This is a genomic window from Glutamicibacter sp. NPDC055354 (assembly GCF_053644955.1).
This window is the reverse complement of record NZ_JBSHMB010000001.1, coordinates 1,232,893-1,255,817: the sequence shown is the minus strand read 5'-3', so window position 1 is coordinate 1,255,817 and position 22,925 is coordinate 1,232,893. Positions and strand designations below refer to the sequence as shown.

Genomic DNA, 22,925 nt, shown 5'->3' with positions numbered 1-22,925 from the left:
TTGCGAAGGCTTCCTAGCCCGATCTTGCAAACCAGTCGCAAGAAGAAAATGAACTATCTCGTCCGGGGCATCCACCTCTAGCTAGGCATTGATTGCCTTTTGCGTCCTTCTCCCGAGGTGTAGGTGATCTTGTCAATAGTCTCGGGAAGACTTGGCGATGAACTGAAATCTATCGGTCCATTTGCAATCGCTTCACGTTGTAACTGCTCGTGTGGTTCGGCGTGCGCATGATCGATTCGACGGCATTGATTTGGTCGTCGTCGCTGATTCCGGTGTCTTCGAATAGCTCGTTGATCTGCTTAATCTGTCCGTCGAAAGTGCGTAGGGTCGTCTCCCGCACAACGCCCGAATCGGCTGCAGTCACCTCTCGATTCCCTTGCCTTGCCCACCCACTAGCTCCAGGTCCTGTGCTTCTTGCACCTCAGGGCATAGTGGGTGAGCGCCGCATCGGAAAGGTCCAAGCTGTTGCCGGTGGCTGTGGTCTGCAGTGCCTTGGCCAGTAGCTTCAGGTAGATCGCGAATTTCTCGATTCGGGTGCTGCCGTAGTCGATGACCTGCGAGAAGAAGTCGTAGGACTTGTTGAAGGCGCCCGCGGTTTTGCGGAATTCGACTGGTTGTTCCGGTTCCAGAGTGTTGTTATCCTGCGTGGCATTCCTGCGGCGGTCGTGGAATACGTCGATGGGAGGTTGCAGGTGTGAGTCCGAGCCCTTGTGGTTGTGTTGGGCTACCCACTTCGTGGCGACCTGGTCCACGTCCTTGTCGCTGTAGCTCCCCATCGAGTCCGGTTTCATGATCATGTCGAAGATGATGCCGAGTTGGATTCCTCGTGGATGGAGGCGTCTTCGTAGAAGGTCTGGAACGCTTTACAAATACGCCGGCCATGGTTTCCAGCTGTTCGATAATTTGCCGTTACCAGTTTCGCTGCGGTAAAAAAGTCTGGGCAAGACGAAATCGCTCATTCGTCGGTCGGTTTCGTCTTGCTCAGAACTTGTCTTGGCTATGGAAGCGGCAGTGGCCCTTCGATCGGTTGTCCCTGAGTACCCATGTCGATACCCAGATCCTTGGAGAACACGGTGCGGGTTCCGGCGTAAACGCTGTTCTTGTTCTCGTCGAGTTCGAAGACCCGGGCGCCGCGTAGGTGATGGTTCTCGGTCCCACCGAGGCCGTAGGTGCCGAAACCGGTACCTGGACCGTAGCCGAGCTCGATGCCGTAGTAGTCACCCATGTAGGTGTTGATGTGGTTGTGCTCCCACAGTGGTATGTGGAAGAACATTAGCGACTGAACCTTGCCGTAGCGGTTTTCGGTGGCTATGGAAGCTTCGCGATACCAAGCGATCTGCTCGGGACGGATCCAGTCGTAGGACATGAGGCCCTCGAAGTCCTGGCCGCCAACAGTCTTTGGAGCGTAGCGGTTCGAATCAAGCAGCCAGATGCCAAAGACAGGTTTGGCGCTCTTCGAGGAAGCGAGCAGCAACTGGGAATTCGATTCGCCAACAATCTTGTCATTCTTCGAGTTGGCATTGAACTCATAGCCTCGGATGAAGTTCAGGATCTTTGCCTCGTCCATGCCTGTGCCATTGGGCATTGAATCTTCATCGTGATTGCCGAAGGTAAGTGCCCAAGGGATACCGCGGGACTCCATCGGCTGCACGACGTTGTTGATAGCCTGCTTGCCTTCGGTAACTGTTTGAGAGGAGCCATTGATTACATCGCCGTTGATCAGGGCGAAGCCGGGCTTCTCGGCATCCAGAACCTTCTCCATCAGCTCAATGGTGCGACGATCGGTGCGCGGTCCATCCTGGGTGTCATTGAACTGAACGATCTTGAACTTGCCATCTGCCGCGAATTTCAGTTTTGGCCTGGGACCCGTTCCCGGATTCTCAGCCGGTGCTGGGGATGCAGTTGCGCTGTTGGCGGCGAAGAGTCCAGTGATAGCGGCTGCGGTGCCGGCAACCAATATCCCGCGACGTGGAACAGAAGACGATGTTTTCATGGAGACCTTTCAAAATGATTCTGTGATTCGCCGTGTAATTATCGTGGCGACAATGTTTAGATCGTAGGAAGCCAGAGTGACGAAATGAAGAAATTAAGTCATCGACAATAGGTGTGCAACATAAATAAACCCAATGCAGAAGTTGCGCATTTTTGACATTCCTTACTCAAACGAGAGCGGGGTGGGATGTCGTCGAATTCGACAACATCCCACCCCGCTTCGCCTAATAGTCAGCTATGAGTTCATGGCAGCTTTTGAATGACGCATGAACGGGTCACCATCTACCTGCTGATCATCTTTTTTGAGAGCGAAGAATCCGTAGATCCCAGCTAATAGCACAACTAGAGAAATCACGATGAAGGTCTGCTGGTAGCCCATACGGTCATGGAGCGCACCGAGGGGAGTGGACAGAATGACGTTGCCAATCTGTGCCGATACTTGGAACCCAACCATGTATAGGGTTGCCGACAGTGCCGGATTGAAGTGCAGCGTGAAGTAACGGAAGATCGGCAAGATGAATAGCGGTGTCTCAATGGCATGCAACATCTTGATTGCCGAGACCAGCACCGGATCGTCAACCAGGGCGCAGCCGATGATGCGGACAAACATGATGGCCACTCCCAGTAGCAATGCTGAACGAATGCCTATCCGGCGCATGACCAGGGGGATGATGCCAAGCATGGCTGCTTCAACGAACACCTGAACTGAGTTCAAGATTCCGTATACCCGCTGTCCGGTCTCGGGTGATTCAAATAGGCCGGTGTAGAACTCGGGGAACATCTGCTGGTCGAAGACGGTGTAGAACGTCCAAGAGAGCATGACGAACAAGATGATCAGCCAGAGACTCGGCAGACGGAATAGCCTGAACATTTCACGAATTGTCGGTGTAGTTGCGGGGGAAAGAATTTTCCTGCCGGAACCGGCGGCGATCACTGGCTGTCTATTGGTACGGCCCAGCACCAGCAGCAGGAGATGGGCCAGGCCCAGAACGGACCCGATCCAGAAGTTCAGCATGGGGTTGATAGTGAACAGGAAGCCGGCCGCCAATGCGACCAGAGCGTAGCCAAAGGACCCCCACATGCGGGCCTGCCCGTATTCAAAGTTGAAACGGCGACTGTAGCGTTCGGTCAAGGCTTCAAATAGCCCAACTCCGGCTAGGAAACCAGTTGACAAGACAATGGCGCCAATGAGCACGCCGGCCATGAACTGGGACTGCAATAGTGGCTGGTAGACCCACGTGCAGAATGGCCCGATCAGGGCGGTCACCGAGGCAAGAATGGTGGCCAGATGCTTTCTGTCGCCAAGCCGATCCTGAATGGCCCCGTAGGCAAACATCAGGATCAGCGTTGCCAGCGAGTTTACCGAGTAGAGCGTGCCGACCTGTGCCCCGGTGAGCCCTAGACCTGCTGATTCGCTGGTGAGCCAGATCTGGAAGAAGGACCACCAAATGCCCCACGATGCGAAGAACAGGAGCATCGAGAAGGAACTCTGGAGGTAAATAGGATTCTTGTAAGTAGTCGTAATGCCAGCCATCTTTGTCCTGGATTCTTTCGTGAACGCTGCGAAGCGTAGTTACTGAGCGATTGCGAGGGAGAAGTCTTTAATCCACGGGGGATTGGCTCCGGCTTGTGCCACTGTCAGTGCAGCTGAGGTTAAGGCCTGACGAAGTGTCTCTTCAACATCTTGAGACTTAGCCGTTGCGCCGTGACGAAGAGCTTGAGCGAATTCTGGATTAGCCAGCACTCCAAAGAGCAGCCCGGACATGAAGGCGTCCCCGGCACCTATGGTGTCCACAAGATTGGTGGGAGAGGCAGCGACATCAAATTGCCGTCCCGAGGAAAGCGCCACGCAACCATCGCCGCCCTGAGTCATCACTGCCAAGGCTGGGCCGAGGCTGGCTACGTGCTTCAGAACCTCCCATGGCTCTAGGCCTGGGTATAGCCACTGACCATCAACGTCGCTGAGCTTCACGATGTGGCTCAGGCCCATCAGCAGCTCAATGCGTTGCAAAGCCGAGTCCCTGTCCTCGATAAGATCCGGACGGAGGTTAGGGTCATAGCTTCGAAGTGAATCGTCTGATGCATTCTTGAAAGCATCGACAATAATTTGACCCGAGGGTTCAATCCAAGCAGCGATGGAACCGGTGTGCAGCAATTCGCTGGAATCATCAGCGGGGACAGCAGGAATCTGCTGGTGGATGTCGAAGTTGTAACGAGCATTGAAGTGCTCATCCATCACTACCTGGGCTACGGACGTGGGATGCCCAGTTACTGAGCCGGCGGCAACATGCACTCCCGCCTGATCCAGGTGCTCCGCAATTTGAATGCCGTAGGAATCCTGACCGAATTCCGTATAGAACTGAACATCATGTCCCAGCCGGGCAAGCCCGACGGCGACATTCAGCGGTGATCCGCCAGGATGCGCAGTTTCTTCAACAACGTCGACGAGGGATTCGCCCATTACGCTAATGCGGCTCATGCCTTGGGCTCCAGTGCGTTATCAGAGAGTTCTTGAACTTTGAAAGACGCATTCGCACCAGTTGCGACGCGCAAGGTCGCGTAGGCCAGCGCTGCCTCACCGGTGAGCTGATCCGTAAGGGAACGTCGACCACCAGCAGCTAGGATTTCGATAGATCCGTGATCCACGAGAACTTTCACATCTAGTTCATCCGAACCAGCGGGCAGAGGCATGCGCTGGTTGGAGGCGTAGAGCTCGTGGTCTACCTTGCCTGCTTCGCGGCGGTGCTGAATCAATTCGGATTCAACGGTGAGTTCGCTGATAAGAGTGTCATCGGCGCGGAATAAGGAAAGGACTGCTGGTTCGGTTGGGCTGGTAGCAAACGTCAGTTCAACCAGAGCGGGGGAGCCCAGCTCAATACGATTTTCGCCAGCGTTGGCCTTGCTTGATGCAACGTCGGCTTTTGGCAATCCGAGAATGCGCTGGCGAATGTCAAACTTGCCGTTGGAGTCTTTCACCAAATCCAGCCGGCGTGCGGCGCTCATGGATCCGCGCCATCCGTCGTGGGGGAGCTCGCGGGCGTAGTCCCAGTTGCTCATCCAGGCAATGAGAGTTTGCTCGTCTAGTGGCAAGCCGTGGAAGCTGACACCTGCATAGAAGTCGCGTCCCCAGTCCAGCCAGTCGCCCTGCTTCAAGGATTCGTATCCGAAGCTATCCCAAGTTTCCTGAGTCTCATCAGGAGTGAAGGTGGTGCCGTTGAATTCACCAATGAAGTACTGGGTACCTGAGCCGCCGGCCACGCCGCCTGGGTTCAGCGAAACAATTAGAACCCACTTCAGCTGGTCTGTGCCGGCAACTGGTAGCTGGAATAGATCTGGGCATTCCCAGATTCCGGCAACAGCAGCCTGGGGTCCGAAGCTGGAGAGCTCGGTCCAGTCCTTGAGGTTCTCAGAACGGTAGATCATCACTCGGCGATCAATGGCTTCAACAGCAACCATGACCCAGAAGGAACCCTGCTCGGATTCGTATCGGATGACCTTTGGGTCGCGGAAGTCCTTGGACCCTCGATCCAGAACTGGATTCTGCCCGTATTTGGTGAAAGTGATTCCACCATCCAGCGAGTAGGCGATGGCTTGGGACTGGTTGGTCTCATCCTTGGCTGCCGCGGTGTAGATGGCAACGACCGGCGCAACCGTGCCGTCGCCGAAGCCGCTGGTATTTTGGTGGTCCACCACGATGGAGCCGGAGAAGATATCAGCCATGTCGCCGTGCAGAATCGCGATAGGAAGTTCTTCCCAGTTCACCAGATCGGTGCTGACCGCGTGGCCCCAAGACATGAATCCGTGGCCTACGCCGTGAGGATTGTGCTGGAAGTACAGGTGGTATTGCTTTCCGTCAAAGAACAATCCATTGGGGTCATTGATCCAGTTTTTCTTCGCAGTGAAATGTAGCTGTGGTCGCTTCACCGCGACCTGTTGAGTTTCGGGCAACGCTGCCATCCTTCGATATGAGTTGGCTAAATGGATTTAGCACAAGACTCTAACAGCGTGGCCGAATCACTGCAATAGGCTAGGGTCGAATAATTGCATTCGAACTGTCTCAAGAGGGAAATGTGGAATCGCCTAAAGCCAAGCGGATAACAATTGCTGACGTTTCAGAAGCTTCGGGGATGTCCAAGGCTGCCGTCAGCATGATCCTGAACAATAAGCCGGGCACGCGACTGTCCGCCGAAGCCACGGAACGAGTGCGCGCGGCCGCCAAGAAACTGGGTTACCGGCCAAATGCGGCAGCCCAATCCTTGCGAAGCGGGAAGACGCGCACCCTGGGGTTCATCTCTGATCAAGTTACCGTGACTCGTTTTGCTTCCGAAATGATCACCGGCATCCTGCGCGCAGCGGAAGAGCGAGACCATACGGTGCTCATTGCTGAGACCTTCGGCAAGCCAGAGCAAATGGCTGAAGCAATAACGCAGATGACCCACCGGGACGTTGACGGGCTGATTCTTGGGTTCATGGATTCTCGCCAACGTGATTTGAAGATCCCGAAAACTGGATTGCCCACCGTGCTGGTCAACGGCATTGACGACAGCCCTTGCGTCGCAGTGCTTCCCAATGAGATGGATTCGGGGGCTAAAGCCGTGCAGAGGGTTATCGAATCCGGGGCGAAGGGTGTTGCGGTCATCGGTGAACTTGAAAACGCCGAAAAGGATCCGCGAACCTATCCAAGTATCTCTCGCCGCTTCGGCTCCCTGCGCAGAGCCTTAGCGGAATCAAACCTCGAAGTACTGGGCCACTGGGTGCTCGACGACTGGAACCCCACCGACGGATATGAAGCAACAATCCGGATGCTAGCCGACGGGTACAACCCTGACGCCATCATTTGCGCCAATGACCGCGTGGCCATGGGTGTCTTCCAAGCGCTCGCCGAAAATGGCCTGAAGCCAGGAACGGACCTGTCCGTGCTGTCTTTCGATGACGAGATCATTGCCAGCTACCTTCGCCCGCAATTGACCTCTATTCGACTTCCATATGAGGGGATGGGTGCTCTGGCCGTTGAGCTTCTGCTCGATGGAAAGCTGGAGCCCGGGGAGCATCAGATCGACATGCCGCTCATTGAGCGCGAGTCCATGAAATCCCGCTGACTCGTGGGCACAACCGAGCCGGCCGGTTCCGCGAACCTGATTTCCACGATTTCCTTTGTGTCCACCAGTGCCATTTCGGGGAATGGCTGCCATGCTTCGGGGTGCTGATTACGCCTCTGCCCTGTGGCATCGTGCCCCATTTGCCCTACTCAGCTGAATGAAGCAAGGGATTCCCATGTCTTGGATCCATGGCCTTGACGGTCAGGAATCGATCCTGTCAATGATTTTCACTGCCGCAAAACTTCTTCCTTGACAGCCGTAAGTGATGTAGGTTACCTTATTTCACAGCGTAGTAACGCGCGTTACTGAATCGTGTTAGCAAACCGTTGGCACGACGCGAAACGCACTGATCTCGAAGGGGAGGAGGGGCATGTCTCAGCAGTCAGTGACCATGGCCGACGTTGCCAAAGCAGCCGGGGTGAGCCGAACAACCGTCTCATTCGTACTCAACGGCCGGATGGAATCAAGCATCCCCGAAACCACAAGAGAACGAATCAACCAAACGGCGCGCGAACTGGGCTACCGCCCCAACGCAGCCGCACGAACCTTGGCCAGCAAACGCAGCTCCTGGTTCGGGCTGGTGACCGAAATTGCCACCTCGCCCTTTGCCACTGACGTGATCAAGGGAGCGCAGCAGGCAGCTTGGAAAGACGGCAACTTCCTCCTTATCGCACCCAGCGACGATGATCCAGGCATGGATAACCTCGCCGTTGAGAAGCTGCTTGAACAGCAGGTTGGCGGATTGATCATCGCGACTTCCTGGCACCGCCAAATCACGGTGCCGGAAAATGCAAAATCAGTTCCCTGCGTACTGGTCAACTGCTTCGATGCCGGAGGCCAATTGCCATCAATTGTTCCGGATGAATTCGGCGGCGGATACGCTGCCGCTGAAATCCTGGCCAAGGCCGGGCACACCAGCATCGGGCACATCACTCTCAAAACAGGAATTCCTGCGCAAATCGGACGCCAAGCCGGTATGAAGCAGGCCCTGCGCGATCACGGAATTGAATTCGATGATTCCCGGATCGTGCCTGGTGATGGAACTGCCGACAGCGGGTACCACGGTACGCAAACGCTGCTAAGCCAACTGGATCCGCCTACCGCAATTTTTTGCGGAAATGACCGGATCGCCATGGGCGCCTATGACGCAATCAAGGAACGCGGATTGCAGGTGGGAAAAGACATTTCAATCGTCGGATTCGATGATCAGGAAATTCTGGCACCGCATATGCGGCCAAAGCTGACAACCATTGCCTTGCCCTTCGAAGAACTGGGCATGGCGGGGGTGTCCCTATTGAATCAAATGGTAGAGGGCTCGCCGATCGAGAATCGCCAAATTACCATCGGCTGCCCCCCACGCATTCGTTCGTCTGTGGCCATGCACGGCCGCAGATGAACTTCCCCTCCGCTACACATCACATGAATGGATGAGGAACTTCAATGATAATCAAATACTTACGTCGCGCGCACCTTGCCGTGGCCGCGACCGCTGTGGCCGGCACCCTCGCCTTGAGCGGATGCGTCTCATCGAATCCAGGCGGAACTGATGGGGGCGACGGATCAGCCAACGCCGCGTTCCTGACCATTCCGCGCGAGGACATGGGAACCTTCTCAAAAAACTTCAACCCCTTCTCGCCCAATGCTGCGCCAATGACCGGGCAGTCCATTTACGAATCCATGCTGGTCTACAACCCGGCAGGCGGCGACACCGTGCCTTGGCTGGCCACGGAGTGGAGTGCAGGCAAAGACGGAAAGTCGCTGGCCTTCAATCTGCGTCCGGGCGTTAAATTCTCCGATGGCACCCCGCTGACGTCCAAGGACGTCAAGCTCTCAGTTGAACTGCAAAAGGAACTGCTCGGCGGCTATGACTACCTGAAGTCCATCAAGACTCTCGATGACTCGACCATCGAGTTCCACTTCAAGCAGGCATTCACCCCGGCCCTCTACGAACTGGGCCAGCAGGTGATTGTCCCGGCCCACATCTGGTCCAAGTTCGACAAGCCCGGAAATGAAGAGAACCCGAAACCGGTAGGCACCGGACCATACACCGAAGTAGCCAATTTCCAGGCGCAGTCCTTCGAATTGGGCAAGAACCCATACTATTGGCAACCCGAGAAGCAGAATATCGGCGGCATCCGCATGCTCGCTTTCGCCGGCAACGACGGAGCCAACCTCGCCGCCATCTCCGGCGATGTTGACTGGACGCAAACCTACATGCCGGATATCCAATCGACCTACGTGGACAAGGATCCGGAGCACCGTCATTTCTGGTTCCCGACCACTGGCGCCGAAATCAACTGGCAGCTGAACACTACCAAGAAAGAATTCTCGGATGTTCGCGTACGCAAGGCGTTGAGCATGGCCGTAGACCGCGAACAGGTTGTCAAGGTCGGCATGTCCGACTACGCCAAACCAGCGGACTGCACCGGACTGTCCGGCAACTATGACAAGTGGCGCGACGCTGCGGTCGTCGAACAGTGCGACTGGACCACGCGGGATGTGGAAGGCGCAAAGAAGCTTCTTGATGAAGCAGGCTTCAAGGAGAATGCACAGGGGCAGCGCACCACCGCCGCTGGCAAGCCATTCACCTTCGATATCTCCGTGGGTTCAACCTCCTCGGATTGGCTTTCGGTAGCGAATATCATCGCCCAAAACCTCCAGGACGTGGGCATCAAGGCGACTGTTGATTCGCCGGATTGGGCCGCGGTGACCGCAAGCTACGAAACCGGTGAATTCGACACCGGAATCGTTTGGACCGCTAACGCTCCGACTCCTTACCAGTACTACCTCAACCTCATGGGCAGCCAGAACGTCAAGCCCGTGGGCAAGCAGACCTTTGACAACTACCACCGGTTCAGCGATAAAAAAGCAGATGAGCTGTTGAACAAGTTCGTGGCTGCCGGCGATGAGGGAGAACAGAAGCAGATCGTTAACGACCTGCAGGCTCGCTACAGCGAACTGGCACCGGTAGTACCGCTATTCGCCGGACCGGAATGGGGTGCCTACACCACTGAGAACTTCGTGGGTTGGCCAACCGAAGATAACCCGTATGCCACGTTGAGCAACCGGGCCCCGACCACCGTTCTGGTGCTCACCAGCCTGGAACCAGCGAACTAGCAACATTTTCCCTTCGCAGCGGGCGGATACCGTCCGCCCGCTGCGTTGCGATCCTTAGCCAAGGACACACAACATGAGTTTCCTCCTACGGCGCTTGGGCTTTTATCTCCTAGCCTTCTGGGCGTCAATCACCCTGAATTTCCTTCTACCGCGGCTGATGCCAGGCGATCCCGTCACCCGCATGCTGTCCCGCTCGCAGCAACGGCTTGAGCCACAACAAGTCGAAGCACTTCGAACCCTGATGGGAGTGGACGGCGGCCCCATCATCCCCGAATACTTTGGCTATCTTAGCCGTGTCTTGACCGGCGACTTTGGGATGTCGATTTCCCGTTTCCCCACTCCAGTCTCCGAGGTCATCGCCTCGCAGCTGCCGTGGACCTTGCTGCTGGGACTGACTTCATTGATTTTCGCCGTGATCCTCGGAAACCTCCTGGGCATCCTTGCCGCCTGGCGCCGTGGCGGCTTCTTGGACTCGGTTGCTCCACCGCTGCTGGTGTTCATCGGTTCTTTCCCGTATTTCTGGCTAGCCATGGGGGCCTTGTACATCTTCGGCATCAACATGGGCGTCGCCCCGATGCGCCATGCCTTCTCCGTAGGCCTGGTTCCCGGATTCAATCTCGAATTCATCCTGGACGTTGCAGCGCACCTGGTCCTGCCCGCGCTGACCATCGTGCTGGTTTCCCTGGGCGGCTGGATGCTGGGCATGCGCAACACCATGATTGCCACCAACTCCGAAGACTACATTTTGATGGCCGAGGCCAAGGGGCTGCGACCGCACCGCATCATGCTGAACTACGCGGCACGCAACGCGATGCTGCCATCGGTCACCAGCATGGGCATGAGCATCGGCTTCATCGTCGGCGGCGCACTGCTGACCGAAGTGGTATTCGCCTACCCAGGCGTCGGCTACCAGCTGCTCGGCGCTGTCCAAGGCCTTGACTACCCGCTGATGCAGGGCATGTTCCTGACCATTACTGCCGCGGTGCTGATAGCCAACTTCCTCGTAGACCTTGTCTACGTCCGACTCGACCCTCGCGTGCGGAAAGGCTGATCGCCATGACCCAGAATGCTACAGATCCACAGACTCTGGCTGCCTCGCAACCAGCGGAGGAAAGCGGATCCGCGCGTGCCAGAGTCAGTGCTACCCGGTTGCTGCGGACTTTGCTCCGCAACGGCAAGGCCGTGGCTGGGCTCAGCATCCTGCTTGCCTTTATCATCCTGGCCTTGCTTGCCCCGGCGCTCTTCCCCGGGGATCCGTCGCGGATTACCTCGGCCGGTGCCAGCGCACCAAGCTTGGAGCATTGGCTGGGTACCACCAGCAAGGGCCAAGACGTTTTGGGGCTGACCCTGTGGGGTGCCCGCTCGTCGCTCTTCGTCGGCTTCGCCGCCGGCATCCTCTCCACCATTGTCGGCGTGCTGGTCGGGTTGAGCGGGGCCTACTTCGGCCGCGGCCTGGACGAGGTGCTCTCCCTGGTTACCAACGTCTTCCTGCTGGTGCCCGGCCTGCCGTTGCTGGTGATCCTGGCGGCATTCATGCCGCCTGGTCTTGGCACGGTGATCGTGGTGCTGATGATTACCGGATGGGCAGGCAGTGCACGCGTCATGCGTTCCCAGGCCATGTCCATCCGCGGAAAAGACTATGTTGCCGCGGCTTTGGTATCGGGCGAGCGCCCGCTGCGCATCATGGTCCGCGAAATGCTCCCCAATATGGCCTCGGTCGTCATGACCACGCTGCTTGGCTGCATCATCGGCTCCATCGGCGCACAGGCTGGGCTTGAATTCCTGGGCTTGGGCGACGTGAACACCATCTCCTGGGGTACCAACCTGTTCTGGGCGACCAGCGACGGATCGCTGATGCTGGGCCAATGGTGGATTTTCGTGCCATCGGGCCTGGCCATCGCCTTGGTCGCCTTCGCCTTGGCCCTGTGCAACTACGCGGTGGATGAAATCACCAATCCGCGCCTGCGCCGCCCGAAGCATGCAACGAAAAGCACCGCGGCGACTACCGTGGTGCGAAAGGAAGAAAAATGAGCGTCCCGGTATTGGAAGTCCAGGACCTGACCGTCGAGTACGTCAGCGACGAGAGAGCTGTGCGCGGCGCTGACCGGGTCAGCTTCGCCATCCACTCCGGTGAAATCTTCGGTTTGGCGGGGGAGTCCGGCTGCGGCAAGTCCACCATTGCCAACTCGATCATGCGCTTGCTGAAAGATCCTGCGCGGATCACCCACGGCAAGATCCTCTTTGAAGGCCAAGATGTGCTGGGCATGGACGAAGCGGAACTGCGCGCCTGGCGCTGGAACAACGTCGCCATGGTATTCCAGTCGGCGATGAACTCATTGAACCCGGTCACCCGAATTGGCGAGCAGTTTGTCGACGTGATCCGCACGCACCGTGGCGGCACCCGTGCTGCCGCGGTGCAGCGCGCCGAAGAGCTGCTCACCATGGTGCGCATCGATCCGGCGCGATTGCGGGCCTATCCGCACCAGCTTTCAGGCGGACAGCGCCAGCGCATTGTCATTGCCATGGCCTGTGCGCTGAACCCGCGGTTGCTGATCCTGGATGAGCCCACCACGGCGCTGGACGTAGTGGTTCAGCAAGAAATCCTGGAGCAGATCAGGGAACTGCAAAGCGAACTCGGATTCGCCATCCTGTTCATCACCCATGACATGTCGCTGATGCTTGAGCTCTCCGATCGCATTGGCATCATGTACGGAGGGCGCATCGTGGAGCTGGCACCGGCGCCGTCGTTGCGCCATGGTTCGAAGCACCCCTATACGCAGGCGCTGCTCGGGGCGTTCCCGCCCCTGCACGGACCGAAAGTCAAGCTCACCGGCTTGGCCGAAGGCACCAGATTCACCAACATCAAGGACCTTAGGCAGGTAGGCGAAGGCCATTGGGTCGCCCCGACCCAAGCCCCGGTCCTCACTCAAGGAGAACTGCCATGACCTCGACAGCTGCCAAGCACGCCTCTATGGTGCCAGTGGTGCGTATCCGTTCGCTGAGCAAATCTTTCACCAGCACCGCACTGTTCCGTCGCACGAAGGTTCCGGCCCTGAGGGGTATCGACCTGGATCTGCACCGCGGTGAAATCGTGGCGCTGGTGGGCGAATCAGGTTCCGGTAAATCGACGTTGGCCCGCTGCTTGGCATTGCTTGAGGCACCGGATTCCGGGGAAATGCTGGTCAATGGAAAGGACATATCCGGGCTCAAGGGATCAGCGGCCCGGAACTACCGCAGCGAAGTGCAAATGGTGTTCCAAGACCCTTTCGGTTCGTTGAACCCGGCCTTCCGAGTGGAGCACATCCTGGAACGCGCCTTGGCGCTGCACCAGCCAAGCATCAAGTCCAAGCGCGCAGAAATGGCCAAGCTGGTGTCCACCGTCGGGCTGAGCCCGGATGTGTTGTCCTCATTCCCGCACGAGCTCTCCGGCGGACAGCGCCAGCGCATTGCAATCGCCCGCGTGCTGGCCGCCAAGCCGAAAGTCATCCTGGCCGATGAGCCTACCTCCATGCTGGATGTCTCGGTGCGGATCGGCGTGCTGAATCTGCTGCACAAGCTGCGCGATGAGCATGGGATCTGCATCCTCTATGTCACCCACGACTTGGCATCCGCCCGCTATCTCTCGGACCGGATCGCGGTACTTAACGAGGGGCGAATAGTCGAGTCGGGCGAGTCCGTGCAGCTGCTGGACAATCCCCGGCATCCATACACCCGGCTGCTGGTGGGCGCGGTACCCGACCCGGACCGCGACAGCAGCCAGGATGCGTCGAAGCGCGCGGCCCTGCGTGAACAGATCCACCGCTGGTCGGCCAGCACCACCCTGAAAAAGCACATGATCGATGAATCACGCCAGCACTGGGTGCTGGCCGGCGAAAGCGAAATGAATTGAATCTGGATATGAATGCCGCCTACGGCAGCGCCTCCCGGAGAAATGTTGTCAAAACCCTGGCTGCAGCCACCGCTTTGGGGCTGGCCGGGGTTGGCCCAGATGCAGCCCATGCCGCTCCCGCAGGCAGCTCCAAGACCAAGAAGGGCGTTTCCCCGGCCATGAGCTACCGTCCCAGCTACCACTTCAGCGTCCCCGACAATTGGAAGAACGACCCGCAGCGTCCGGTGTATCTTGATGGCGAATACCTGTACTACTACCTCTACAACGAGGACTACATTCTCGGCGGCAATGGGACCAGCTGGCGCATGGCGAGTACCACTGACCACGTGAATTTCACTGACCGCGGCGTAGCTATCAGCAAGCATGAGAGCCCCAACGGAGACTGCTGGTCCGGATCAATTGTCATCGACCAGCAAAACACCGCAGGATACGGGAAGGGCGCATTGATTGCGTTGGTCACCCAAGCACCCAATGGCATGCAGGCCCAGTACCTCTGGTACTCCACCGACAAGGGGCGCAGCTTCAAGCCCGGAGGGACCGAACCGGTTCTGGCCAACCCGGGCACCGATGCCTTCCGAGACCCGAAGGTGATCTGGCATGAGCAGAGCTCTCAGTGGGTCCTGCTCAATGCCGAGGGAGACCGCATCGGAATCTATGCTTCGGCGGATCTGAAGCAGTGGACGAGAACCAGCGAATTCGTGCGCACCACGCTGGGCATTCTTGAATGCCCGGATCTCTTCCAGATCCAGGCTTCGGATGGTTCCAGGCATTGGGTGCTGGGAACCAGCGCTAACGGCAAGCCCCGCGATTTGCCCGCTACCTACGCCTACTGGATTGGCGACTTCGACGGAAAGGCCTTCACTGCTTCTCAGGCCGAGCCGCAATGGCTGGATTGGGGCTTCGACTTCTACGGCGCGGTGACCTATCCAGACCACCACGCCGATGGCAGCGAAAATCCCGGAATGCGCCGCGCCATTGGCTGGAACAACTTCTGGGATTATCCGCATAATGCTCCGAGCATGGCCACCGATGGCTACAACGGAGACGACATGATTGTGCGCGAGGTGCGGATGGTTGCCGGACCGAATGGCAACTACCTCGCTTCTGTTCCGGTGGCGCAACTGGACAGGCTAGCCCGTGCAACCACCAAGTTCGGCAGCCCTGTGGTTTCGGGGGAGAAGATTCTCCCGTTCTCCAGCAGTGCTTATGTGCTGCAGTGCGAATTGCGGTGGGACCCGGCCAATCCGCCGGAAAACATCGGTTTCGAGCTGTGCCGGGCCGTATCCGGAACGCGTCATGTGGCAACCGGGCTCTATTTGGCCGGCGGGTTCGCCTATGTGAATCGCAAGCCGGGCTTCCATCCGGGGGATAAGGGCGAATCCAAGAGCCCATTGGAGGTACCGAGCGGGAAACTCGACGTGCGCATCCTGGTGGATCGCTCTAGCGTCGAGGTGTTCTTCGGCGACGGGCGGCTCGTCCACTCTCATCGCGTGTTCCCGCTGTCCACTGATGCCGGGATCAAGCTCTTTGTCTCCGGCGGGAAAGCGTCATACAAGAATCTCACGGCGCGCGAGCTGGGCTTCGCATAGGAGGCTGGCTGCTGCCAGGATCCAGGAAGCCCGAGGGTGGCTTGGGGTAAATCGGGTCGCGGGCCATCCTGCGGTGCTTGCCAAGTGCACGACGTAGCCGGCGTTCTGTCCCGAGCAGCAGCACTTGGCGGACGGAAGCGGGCACGCCGCGAGGTTCTGATGCGCTGGATCACAGGATTCGCCGCGTGAAACATCAAACGTCTAATGTTTAAACGTGATCGACAACGCATCAGAATCCGCGGCCCCGCCTCCTGCCAGCAAAGCCGCCAAGCATCCCTGGCGGGCAAGCGCACTGGCAGTTGCGGCGGTGATCCTCGTCGGGCTGAACCTGCGCATGGGTATTGCCTCGGCATCTCCGCTCTTCCATGACCTGCAGGAGATGATGGGGTACGGCACGTTCATCGCTTCGCTGCTGCCGACGATCCCAGTTTTGTGCTTTGCCGTGGCTGGCGCGGCAACGAGCTTGGTGATCCGCAGGACCGGACTGGAACTGGGCATCGCCCTGTCCTTGCTGCTGCTCACCGCTGGGCTGGCCTTGCGCATTGTCGATTCAACTTGGGCTTTGCTGGCCGGCACCGTGGTAGGCATGTGCGGCTTGGCCATCTGCAATGTGGCCATGCCCTCATTTATTCGAGAGCACCATGGGAACCGCGCCGCGTCGATGACCGCGGCCTACACGACCACCATGTCCATCGGCGCGACGCTGGCCTCCGCAATCAGCGTCCCGCTGGCGGTGAAGGCGGGTTCGCCGACGACGGCATTGGCTTTGTGGGCGATTCCCGCCGGCCTGGCTTTGCTGGTCTTTGTGCCGCTGTCCATCTCCGGGAAGCGTTCCGCTGTTCAGAAGGGCACGCATGTTTCTCCATGGCCGCTACTGGCCACGCGCAAGGGCTTGCTGTTCACCACTGTTTTCGGCATCCAGTCGCTGCTGGTCTATACCGTGGTCAGCTGGTTGCCGCATATCCTCATTTCGCGCGGGCTGGAGCCAGTTGATGCCGGCTTGATGCTGGGCATCGTGCAGGGAGTCAGCATCCCGGCAGTCATGATCATGCTCTGGATGGCTTCGAAGCCGGCCCTGCTGCGCAGTGCCTTCGTGCTGACTACCAGCTGCTCGGTACTCGGTTTTATCGCTCTGCTGCTCTTGCCGGTAGAACTGTCCTTGATCAGCTCGGTCTTAATTGGCCTGGGCTTCGGGGTGTTCCCGCTGGTGATGCTCATGCTCAGCCGCAGTGGCGGCAGCGCAGAAGAAACGACAGCAATGTCCACGGTGGCCCAATCTGTCGGCTACCTGATTGCAGCCATTGGACCCTTCGCCCTGGGGCTCATGCAGGGCGCATTGGGATCTTGGACGGTTGGCTTGGTGATCATCCTCGCCTTCGCTGTGGTGCAGCTTCTGTTCTGCTACAAGCTGGGCGGCCTGCGTACCGAAGCCGATTCGCATCCGTTGATCGAAGTGGACGGCTCGGCTGAAGCGGAGCGGCCATGAGCAAGACCCCATTGCGTCCGCCCTTGTCCGAAGAGGTTGTGGCGAAGCTGCAGAGCGCCGTAGCGCAGGGCCGCTGGAAGGTGGGGGACCGCATTCCGGCTGAACCCGAGCTGATGGCGGAAATGGGCGTCTCCCGCGGGACCTTGCGCGAAGCCATCAAGGCGCTGGCCAGCACGGGGATCTTCGAGGTCCGCCGTGGAGATGGCACCTACGTGCGCGCGACCAGCGAGATCAGCGGCACCGCCCAACGGGTGTACCGCGACCACTCCGACCAGGACGTGCTCCAGGTGCGATTCGCCCTGGATACCCAGTCGGCCCGGCTCGCTGCCAAAGCCGCTGATGCAAAAGTAGTCGAACAGCTGCGCGCTTTGCTGGGCCAGCGAAGCGAAGCATGGGGAAACCGGGATTATCCTGCGTGGGCGAAAGCCGACTGGAAATTCCATCTGGAAGTGGCGCGGGCTTCCGGTGTTCCGCTGATGCATGAGATCTATGAGAGCTTCGGGGATGTTTTCCACGGAACCAAGATGGTCCAGAGGCTTTCCGACGGATTCGATGGCTGCCTGCACGAGGGCCACGAATCACTGGTAGACGCAATCGAAGCAGGCGATCCCGAAGCAGCAGCTCGAACTGTTATCAAGAATCTTGATTACTGCATGAGCTGGATGCCTTAATTCCTGACTTCAAGGGCTCTGCCCGGACTAAACAGCCTTCATGCGCCGGACGTTTTCCTGCACCACTGCCTTGAAATCCCCGCCCGAAGCCGCAAAGGTATTGCGCTGCAACTGGTATTCCGCCCCGCGTTCGATCAAGCGGATGATGCCCTGCAGTTCCTCGGCGCATCCCAGCTGCTCGGCAATCGGTGCCAGGCGCTTGACCTCTGAGCGCAGGTGGTCGGTCACGAGCATCTCGTCGCCTTGGGCGTTGAGGATGATGATGGCATCCAGCCCGTAGCGGGCGGCGCGCCACTTGTTCTCCACTCGGAACCAGGCCGGCATGACAGGAATCTTGTAGCCGGCTTCGATTGATAGCGACATGTCGTGCACCAGGCACTGGGTCAGTGCGGTAAAGGCGGCAATGTCATCCAGAGAGCTCACGCCATCGCAGATGCGCATTTCCACGGTGCCCAAACGAGGTACCGGACGCACATCCCAGCGGATCTCGGAGACATCATCAATAACCCCGGTGTGCAGCATGTCTGTAACGTGGGATTCGTATTCGGACCATGAATCGAAGTGGAAGGGGATCCCGGCAGCTGGCAGCTGCTGGAACATCAGCGAACGCTGCGAAGCGTAGCCGGTGTCTTCCCCGCCCCAGTAGGGGGAGGAGGCGCTGAGTGCTTGGAAATGCGGCTGGTAGTTGATCAAACCGTCAGTGATTGGAAGCGCTTTTTCGCGATCGTCCAAGCCCACGTGCACGTGCACGCCGTAGATCACCATCTGGCGGCCCCACCACTGGGTGCGGTCAATCAGCTTGGCATAGCGGTCCTTGTCCGTCACCGGCTGCAAGGTCGGCGCGGCAAAAGGATGGGAGCCCGCGGAATACAGGTCCACGCCGTGGTTTCCGGCGACCTCGTTGAGCATGCGCACGTTGGTGCGCAGTTCCTCAGCCGCGTCTGCCACGTTGGTATGGACACCGGTGACCACCTCCACGGTATTCATCAACAATTCCGGCTTCACTGTCGGATGCTCATCTTCGCGGTCAAGACCGGCCTCATCCTTGAGCTGGTCAAGGATACTCTCGGCAACCGAGCACAAGTCCGCACTTTCGCGATTGACCAAGGCGATTTCCCATTCGACACCGATAGTGGATTGGGAAGAGTGGGCGAACTCGATTTTCTGCACGGCGCTCCTATTGATGACGTCTCGGACGGAATGCTCCGGAGCCGAACAAAGTGGATGGAGCGTCCACCGATTCCTCGATGTTTCTCCATACTCATTGTATGTATTGCGCCGCTCCTGCCGGGACAATGCTCCGGTGGGACCTGCGTCACCCCAGACTAGTGCGGGATGACCTCGAAAGCTACGCGTTTGTCGCCGAGGCGAGCCAGGATCAGCGTTGCCTTGTTCTTGGCGCTCTTGGGGGAGCCTGCCAGCAAAATGCGGCGCAATTCTTCGGGCGTGACGTCGACTCCGCGCTTCTTGATATCCAATGTGCCGATGCCGTTGGATTTCACCCAGCTGCGCAGCTTCTTCACGTTGTAGTCATGCACTGCCATGACTTTGTATCCGCGGGCAAACGGCGTGGAGATCTGCTGGTTATGGGTGAAGTAGGCGATGTGCTCATCGAGCAGGTGGCCGCCAGTGCGCTCCAGCAAGGTCGAGATCAGGTGGGAACGGATCACTGCGCCATCGGGTTCGTAGATGTGCGCTTCCAATTCGCCTACCGGGGCTGGCTGATCATTTGCCGCGGCAGCTGCACTGGCCAACTCGTGGGCGCCGTCCTTGTCGATGACCAGCGCGGCACGGGCGATGTCCTTGCGCTTGAGCTTGCCGAACCAGAGGCAGGCCTCGATGACCGAGCCGTGGTCCGAAATCCAGACAGCCTCGGCGTTCGCCGGAATCGCTTCATGGGGCAGGCCCGGACCAAGTTTCACTCCGACGTCCAGCCCGGAGTCCACCAGCTTCTCCACGAAAGACAGGGGCGGGGAAAACGCCTCGGGGTCAAAGAGTCGGCGGGTGCTTCCCTTCACGTCGGTACGCCGGGCTGGATCCAGCCAGACGCCGTCAACCCCGGTCAGATCGGTGTCCTCGGCGCTGCCGTGGATCACAGTGGCATTGTCGAAGGGCATCAGGTTCAGTGTTGTGGCTGCCGCGGTGGTTTCATCCATGTCTACTGCGGTGACCTGCACGCCAGCGCTGGCCAGCGCAATGGAGTCGGTGCCGATGCCACATCCGAGGTCGGCGACGTGGGTGGAACCGGCATTGGTGTAGCGGCGGGCATGCAGCCCGGCGATGGTCAGGCGCGTGGCCTGCTCCAGTCCGGCCGGGGTCAAGATCAACGAGTCTGCAAAGGGGCCGAATTTCACCCTCGCCCGGAAACGCAGCTCGGCCTGCGCCATGACGGCGCGAACCACCTGGGCGTCGTGGCCTTCCTTGCGCAGCTTCTCATTCAGCGACCAAGCAGCATCCTTGGTGGCCACCATGGACGGGTCGATGGTGGAAAGCAGCTTCCAGCCGTCTTCCGAAAGCAGGGCGGCGAATTGTTCATTGAGCGTGGAGTCATTTGAAGCCTGGGCCATGATCCAAGACTATCGTTGATGCGTCTTGGAACAGACTGGCCCTCTCGGTGTGCCCAGCCCGCAGGGCCAGTGATCTATGTGACAAAAACGCGTCACATTCAGAATTCACAGAATTGCCAAGCGGGCTTCGCCAAGCTCCGGGATCCGGCCGCCCAGCAGTTGCGCCAAGAGCAGTTCGAAGCCGGGAGGTGTGAAGCACTGAAACCAAAAGACTAAGTATCACTATCTCATGGGCATTGATTTGGTTAGAGAGAGTAATGCTTGTTGCTAATTGGATCATCTGGCTAACGAGTAGCCCTATCGCTGTTTTACAGTTCTCCGCCACTAGGAAACGGTTCGCTGGACCAACTCGCCCCGCTTGCTGCAAGCGGCTGCATGTCCTCCGCAAGACCTGAAGTGATCCACGTCGCATTCCCCTGTGGAACTGGTGTTGTATGGCACCTGTGATGAAACCTATGCAGCGAACGACAGTGACGTCGACAACCGGTCCAAAGGCCGTGGATCCCGCACCCCTGGTGCAGAACCAGCTTAAGCGCGGCATGAGCAGCCGCCACCTGCAGATGATCGCCATTGGCGGTTCCATCGGCACCGGGCTGTTCGTGGCCTCCGGCGGCACTATTGCCCAGGCGGGTCCCGGCGGCGCGCTGCTGGCCTACGCCGCGGTGGGTCTCATGGTGTACCTGCTCATGCAGTCCCTGGGCGAGATGACCGCGAAGATCCCGGTGGCCGGATCCTTCCAGACCTTCGCTACCCGCTTCGTTTCCCCCTCCTTCGGCTTCGCCATCGGCTGGAACTACTGGTTCAACTGGGCCATCACTGTCGCGGCGGAACTGGTGGCCGCTGGCATCGTGATGAGCTTCTGGTTGCCTGATGTCCCCGGTTGGGTCTGGGCCGGCTCTTTCCTGGTGGCCTTGACCGCCTTGAATGCTTTGTCCGCCAAGGCCTTCGGCGAAGGCGAGTTCTGGCTGGCCATGATCAAGGTGGTCACCGTCATCGCCTTCCTGGCCGCCGGCGTGCTGATGATCTTCGGGGTGCTCGGCGCGCACACCGATCCGCTGGCCAACTGGCGCGAAGGCAACGATGTCTTCCATGGCGGCTGGCTGTCCATCGTCTCGGTCTTCATGATTGCCGGATTCTCCTTCCAGGGCACCGAGCTGGTGGGTGTCGCCGCAGGCGAAGCCAAGGATCCGCGCCGCGAAGTGCCCAAGGCCATCCGCCGGGTGTTCTGGCGCATCATGCTCTTCTACATCGGTGCCATCTTCATCATCGGCTGCCTGATTCCGTTCACCGACCCGAGCCTGCTGGCCAGCGGCGAAGCCGACGTGGCTTCCTCGCCCTTCACCCTGGTCTTCGAGCGGGCCGGCATCGCTTTTGCCGCTGCTGCCATGAACGCGGTCATTCTCACCGCCATCCTCTCGGCTGGCAACTCGGGGCTCTACGCCTCAACCCGCATGCTCTACTCCATGGCCCACGATGGCAAGGCTCCGAAGATCTTCGGGCGCACCAACTCCCGCGGCGTGCCGATCATGGCTCTGCTGGCCACCGCTGCGGTAGGCCTCTTCGGGTTCCTCACCGCCCTGGTGGGCCAGGGTGCGGCCTATACCTGGCTGCTGAATGTCTCGGGGCTGTGCGGGTTCATCGTCTGGGTGGGTATTGCCGTATCCCACTACCGCTTCCGCCGCGGTTATCTCGCCCAGGGCTACAGCGTGAAGGACCTGCCCTACTTGGCCCCGCTCTTCCCGCTAGGACCCATCGTGGCCTTCCTGATGCTGATTGCCGTGATCGTCGGTCAGAACTACCAAGCGGTGCTGGCCGGCCACGGGCTGGAAGTGCTCTCGGCCTATATCGGGCTGCCGCTGTTCCTCGGACTGTGGCTGGTGCACCGCATGGTGACCAAGTCCAAGATGGTCAAGCTCACCGAGATGGATCTGGACGCTCCGGAGGATATCGAAGAGTCCGCGGCTGTGCGCTCTGCGCGAACCGGTGTGAAGAAGTAGGGCAATGATTAGCACTCGCCTTGACCGAGTGCTAAAGCTCGTCCTAAAGTCATGTGTGGGTGTCACGATGGAAGTCGCATCTGCAGCTTGCAGCGTTACACACCGCCTGACTGGATACCACCAACTGGCACCGCGACGACGGTTGGTCCAATGCCATAGGGCGCACCCCTACAACCATTGGTTCATACACGAAAAGGAGAGACCATGTCTGTCTCCATCAAGCCGCTCGAAGACCGCATTGTCATCAAGCAGGTCGAAGCCGTAACCACCACCGCTTCGGGCCTGGTCATCCCAGACTCCGCTAAGGAAAAGCCACAGGAAGGCGCCGTAGTCGCCGTAGGCCCAGGCCGCATCGATGACAACGGCAACCGCATTCCCCTGGACGTTGCAGAAGGCGACGTAGTCCTGTACTCGAAGTACGGCGGAACCGAGGTCAAGGTCGGCAACGAAGAGTACCTGGTGCTCTCGGCTCGCGACGTACTGGCAGTCGTCGTAAAGTAACGCCAACCTCTCTAAAG

The 22,925-nt window shown here is 58.8% G+C and carries 20 protein-coding genes; 12 read left to right on the top strand and 8 right to left on the bottom strand.

The annotated features are described in order from the left end of the window. Positions 1-169: 169 nt before the first annotated feature. The 6 genes from ACWICV_RS05780 to ACWICV_RS05755 all read right to left on the bottom strand — a co-directional run bounded on the left by ACWICV_RS05780 (position 170) and on the right by ACWICV_RS05755 (position 5,940). Positions 170-364, bottom strand: coding sequence for a hypothetical protein (locus ACWICV_RS05780; protein WP_105657631.1), 195 nt, complete (start codon positions 362-364; stop codon positions 170-172). 28 nt (positions 365-392) lie between these two features. Then, the gene (locus ACWICV_RS05775) at positions 393-797 is read right to left on the bottom strand and encodes a hypothetical protein (protein WP_400288492.1); all 405 of its coding nucleotides are present in this window, start codon (positions 795-797) and stop codon (positions 393-395) included. A gap of 200 nt (positions 798-997) precedes the next feature. Continuing rightward, positions 998-1,993 carry a metallophosphoesterase family protein gene (locus ACWICV_RS05770; RefSeq protein ID WP_400288491.1) on the bottom strand — a complete coding sequence of 332 codons (996 nt, stop codon included), beginning with the start codon at positions 1,991-1,993 and terminating at the stop codon, positions 998-1,000. 234 nt (positions 1,994-2,227) lie between these two features. After that, positions 2,228-3,526 carry an MFS transporter gene (locus ACWICV_RS05765; RefSeq protein ID WP_133833644.1) on the bottom strand — a complete coding sequence of 433 codons (1,299 nt, stop codon included), beginning with the start codon at positions 3,524-3,526 and terminating at the stop codon, positions 2,228-2,230. A 39-nt stretch (positions 3,527-3,565) separates the two neighbouring features. Then, positions 3,566-4,471, bottom strand: a complete 906-nt coding sequence (locus ACWICV_RS05760; RefSeq protein ID WP_400288489.1) for a carbohydrate kinase family protein — start codon at positions 4,469-4,471, stop codon at positions 3,566-3,568. Next, the gene (locus ACWICV_RS05755) at positions 4,468-5,940 is read right to left on the bottom strand and encodes a GH32 C-terminal domain-containing protein (protein WP_400288487.1); all 1,473 of its coding nucleotides are present in this window, start codon (positions 5,938-5,940) and stop codon (positions 4,468-4,470) included. Before ACWICV_RS05755 ends, ACWICV_RS05760 begins: the two co-directional genes overlap by 4 nt. A gap of 122 nt (positions 5,941-6,062) precedes the next feature. Between ACWICV_RS05755 and ACWICV_RS05750 the strand changes: the two genes are divergently transcribed. The 10 genes from ACWICV_RS05750 to ACWICV_RS05705 all read left to right on the top strand — a co-directional run bounded on the left by ACWICV_RS05750 (position 6,063) and on the right by ACWICV_RS05705 (position 17,843). Further along, positions 6,063-7,091 (top strand): LacI family DNA-binding transcriptional regulator, encoded by a 1,029-nt coding sequence (locus ACWICV_RS05750; protein ID WP_400288486.1) that lies wholly within the window; start codon positions 6,063-6,065, stop codon positions 7,089-7,091. Positions 7,092-7,461: 370 nt separating this feature from the next. Beyond that, positions 7,462-8,487, top strand: a complete 1,026-nt coding sequence (locus tag ACWICV_RS05745; protein ID WP_105657624.1) for a LacI family DNA-binding transcriptional regulator — start codon at positions 7,462-7,464, stop codon at positions 8,485-8,487. Between the two features lie 44 nt (positions 8,488-8,531). Further along, entirely contained in the window at positions 8,532-10,208 is a 1,677-nt protein-coding gene (locus ACWICV_RS05740) for an ABC transporter substrate-binding protein (protein WP_400288484.1), read from the top strand. 73 nt (positions 10,209-10,281) lie between these two features. After that, positions 10,282-11,259 (top strand): ABC transporter permease, encoded by a 978-nt coding sequence (locus tag ACWICV_RS05735; protein ID WP_105657622.1) that lies wholly within the window; start codon positions 10,282-10,284, stop codon positions 11,257-11,259. A gap of 5 nt (positions 11,260-11,264) precedes the next feature. Beyond that, the gene (locus ACWICV_RS05730; protein WP_400288482.1) at positions 11,265-12,239 is read left to right on the top strand and encodes an ABC transporter permease; all 975 of its coding nucleotides are present in this window, start codon (positions 11,265-11,267) and stop codon (positions 12,237-12,239) included. Next, entirely contained in the window at positions 12,236-13,153 is a 918-nt protein-coding gene (locus ACWICV_RS05725) for an ABC transporter ATP-binding protein (RefSeq protein ID WP_105657620.1), read from the top strand. Before ACWICV_RS05730 ends, ACWICV_RS05725 begins: the two co-directional genes overlap by 4 nt. Next, the gene (locus ACWICV_RS05720) at positions 13,150-14,097 is read left to right on the top strand and encodes an ABC transporter ATP-binding protein (RefSeq protein ID WP_105657619.1); all 948 of its coding nucleotides are present in this window, start codon (positions 13,150-13,152) and stop codon (positions 14,095-14,097) included. The genes ACWICV_RS05725 and ACWICV_RS05720 overlap by 4 nt, the downstream gene beginning before the upstream one ends. 8 nt (positions 14,098-14,105) lie before the next feature. Beyond that, entirely contained in the window at positions 14,106-15,686 is a 1,581-nt protein-coding gene (locus ACWICV_RS05715; protein WP_400288481.1) for a glycoside hydrolase family 32 protein, read from the top strand. 214 nt (positions 15,687-15,900) lie between these two features. Continuing rightward, positions 15,901-17,172 (top strand): MFS transporter, encoded by a 1,272-nt coding sequence (locus tag ACWICV_RS05710; RefSeq protein WP_400288480.1) that lies wholly within the window; start codon positions 15,901-15,903, stop codon positions 17,170-17,172. Then, positions 17,169-17,843, top strand: coding sequence for a FadR/GntR family transcriptional regulator (locus ACWICV_RS05705; RefSeq protein WP_400288479.1), 675 nt, complete (start codon positions 17,169-17,171; stop codon positions 17,841-17,843). Before ACWICV_RS05710 ends, ACWICV_RS05705 begins: the two co-directional genes overlap by 4 nt. A 27-nt stretch (positions 17,844-17,870) precedes the next feature. On the opposite strand, the gene ACWICV_RS05700 is transcribed toward ACWICV_RS05705, so the two are convergent. After that, positions 17,871-19,013, bottom strand: coding sequence for a glutamate--cysteine ligase (locus ACWICV_RS05700; protein WP_332731262.1), 1,143 nt, complete (start codon positions 19,011-19,013; stop codon positions 17,871-17,873). Positions 19,014-19,168: 155 nt separating this feature from the next. Then, positions 19,169-20,410 carry a class I SAM-dependent methyltransferase gene (locus ACWICV_RS05695; protein ID WP_454090621.1) on the bottom strand — a complete coding sequence of 414 codons (1,242 nt, stop codon included), beginning with the start codon at positions 20,408-20,410 and terminating at the stop codon, positions 19,169-19,171. 455 nt (positions 20,411-20,865) lie between these two features. Here ACWICV_RS05695 and ACWICV_RS05690 point away from each other — a divergent pair, with 455 nt between their 5' ends. Beyond that, positions 20,866-22,407, top strand: a complete 1,542-nt coding sequence (locus ACWICV_RS05690) for an amino acid permease (RefSeq protein WP_400288473.1) — start codon at positions 20,866-20,868, stop codon at positions 22,405-22,407. 204 nt (positions 22,408-22,611) lie between these two features. Further along, on the top strand, positions 22,612-22,908 hold the full coding sequence (groES, locus tag ACWICV_RS05685; RefSeq protein ID WP_133833647.1) for a co-chaperone GroES: 297 nt from the start codon (positions 22,612-22,614) through the stop codon (positions 22,906-22,908). The last annotated feature ends 17 nt before the right edge of the window (positions 22,909-22,925 follow it).

Excerpts from the sequence above, each read along its gene's own strand:
- ACWICV_RS05730 (WP_400288482.1), top strand. The coding sequence starts at position 11,265 with ATGACCCAGAATGCTACAGATCCACAGACTCTGGCTGCCTCGCAACCA.
- ACWICV_RS05770 (WP_400288491.1), bottom strand. The coding sequence starts at position 1,993 with ATGAAAACATCGTCTTCTGTTCCACGTCGCGGGATATTGGTTGCCGGC.
- ACWICV_RS05715 (WP_400288481.1), top strand. The coding sequence starts at position 14,106 with ATGAATGCCGCCTACGGCAGCGCCTCCCGGAGAAATGTTGTCAAAACC.
- ACWICV_RS05725 (WP_105657620.1), top strand. The coding sequence starts at position 12,236 with ATGAGCGTCCCGGTATTGGAAGTCCAGGACCTGACCGTCGAGTACGTC.
- groES (WP_133833647.1), top strand. The coding sequence starts at position 22,612 with ATGTCTGTCTCCATCAAGCCGCTCGAAGACCGCATTGTCATCAAGCAG.
- ACWICV_RS05695 (WP_454090621.1), bottom strand. The coding sequence starts at position 20,410 with ATGGCCCAGGCTTCAAATGACTCCACGCTCAATGAACAATTCGCCGCC.
- ACWICV_RS05765 (WP_133833644.1), bottom strand. The coding sequence starts at position 3,526 with ATGGCTGGCATTACGACTACTTACAAGAATCCTATTTACCTCCAGAGT.
- ACWICV_RS05705 (WP_400288479.1), top strand. The coding sequence starts at position 17,169 with ATGAGCAAGACCCCATTGCGTCCGCCCTTGTCCGAAGAGGTTGTGGCG.
- ACWICV_RS05745 (WP_105657624.1), top strand. The coding sequence starts at position 7,462 with ATGTCTCAGCAGTCAGTGACCATGGCCGACGTTGCCAAAGCAGCCGGG.
- ACWICV_RS05720 (WP_105657619.1), top strand. The coding sequence starts at position 13,150 with ATGACCTCGACAGCTGCCAAGCACGCCTCTATGGTGCCAGTGGTGCGT.
- ACWICV_RS05775 (WP_400288492.1), bottom strand. The coding sequence starts at position 797 with ATGATCATGAAACCGGACTCGATGGGGAGCTACAGCGACAAGGACGTG.
- ACWICV_RS05690 (WP_400288473.1), top strand. The coding sequence starts at position 20,866 with ATGCAGCGAACGACAGTGACGTCGACAACCGGTCCAAAGGCCGTGGAT.
- ACWICV_RS05740 (WP_400288484.1), top strand. The coding sequence starts at position 8,532 with ATGATAATCAAATACTTACGTCGCGCGCACCTTGCCGTGGCCGCGACC.
- ACWICV_RS05735 (WP_105657622.1), top strand. The coding sequence starts at position 10,282 with ATGAGTTTCCTCCTACGGCGCTTGGGCTTTTATCTCCTAGCCTTCTGG.
- ACWICV_RS05760 (WP_400288489.1), bottom strand. The coding sequence starts at position 4,471 with ATGAGCCGCATTAGCGTAATGGGCGAATCCCTCGTCGACGTTGTTGAA.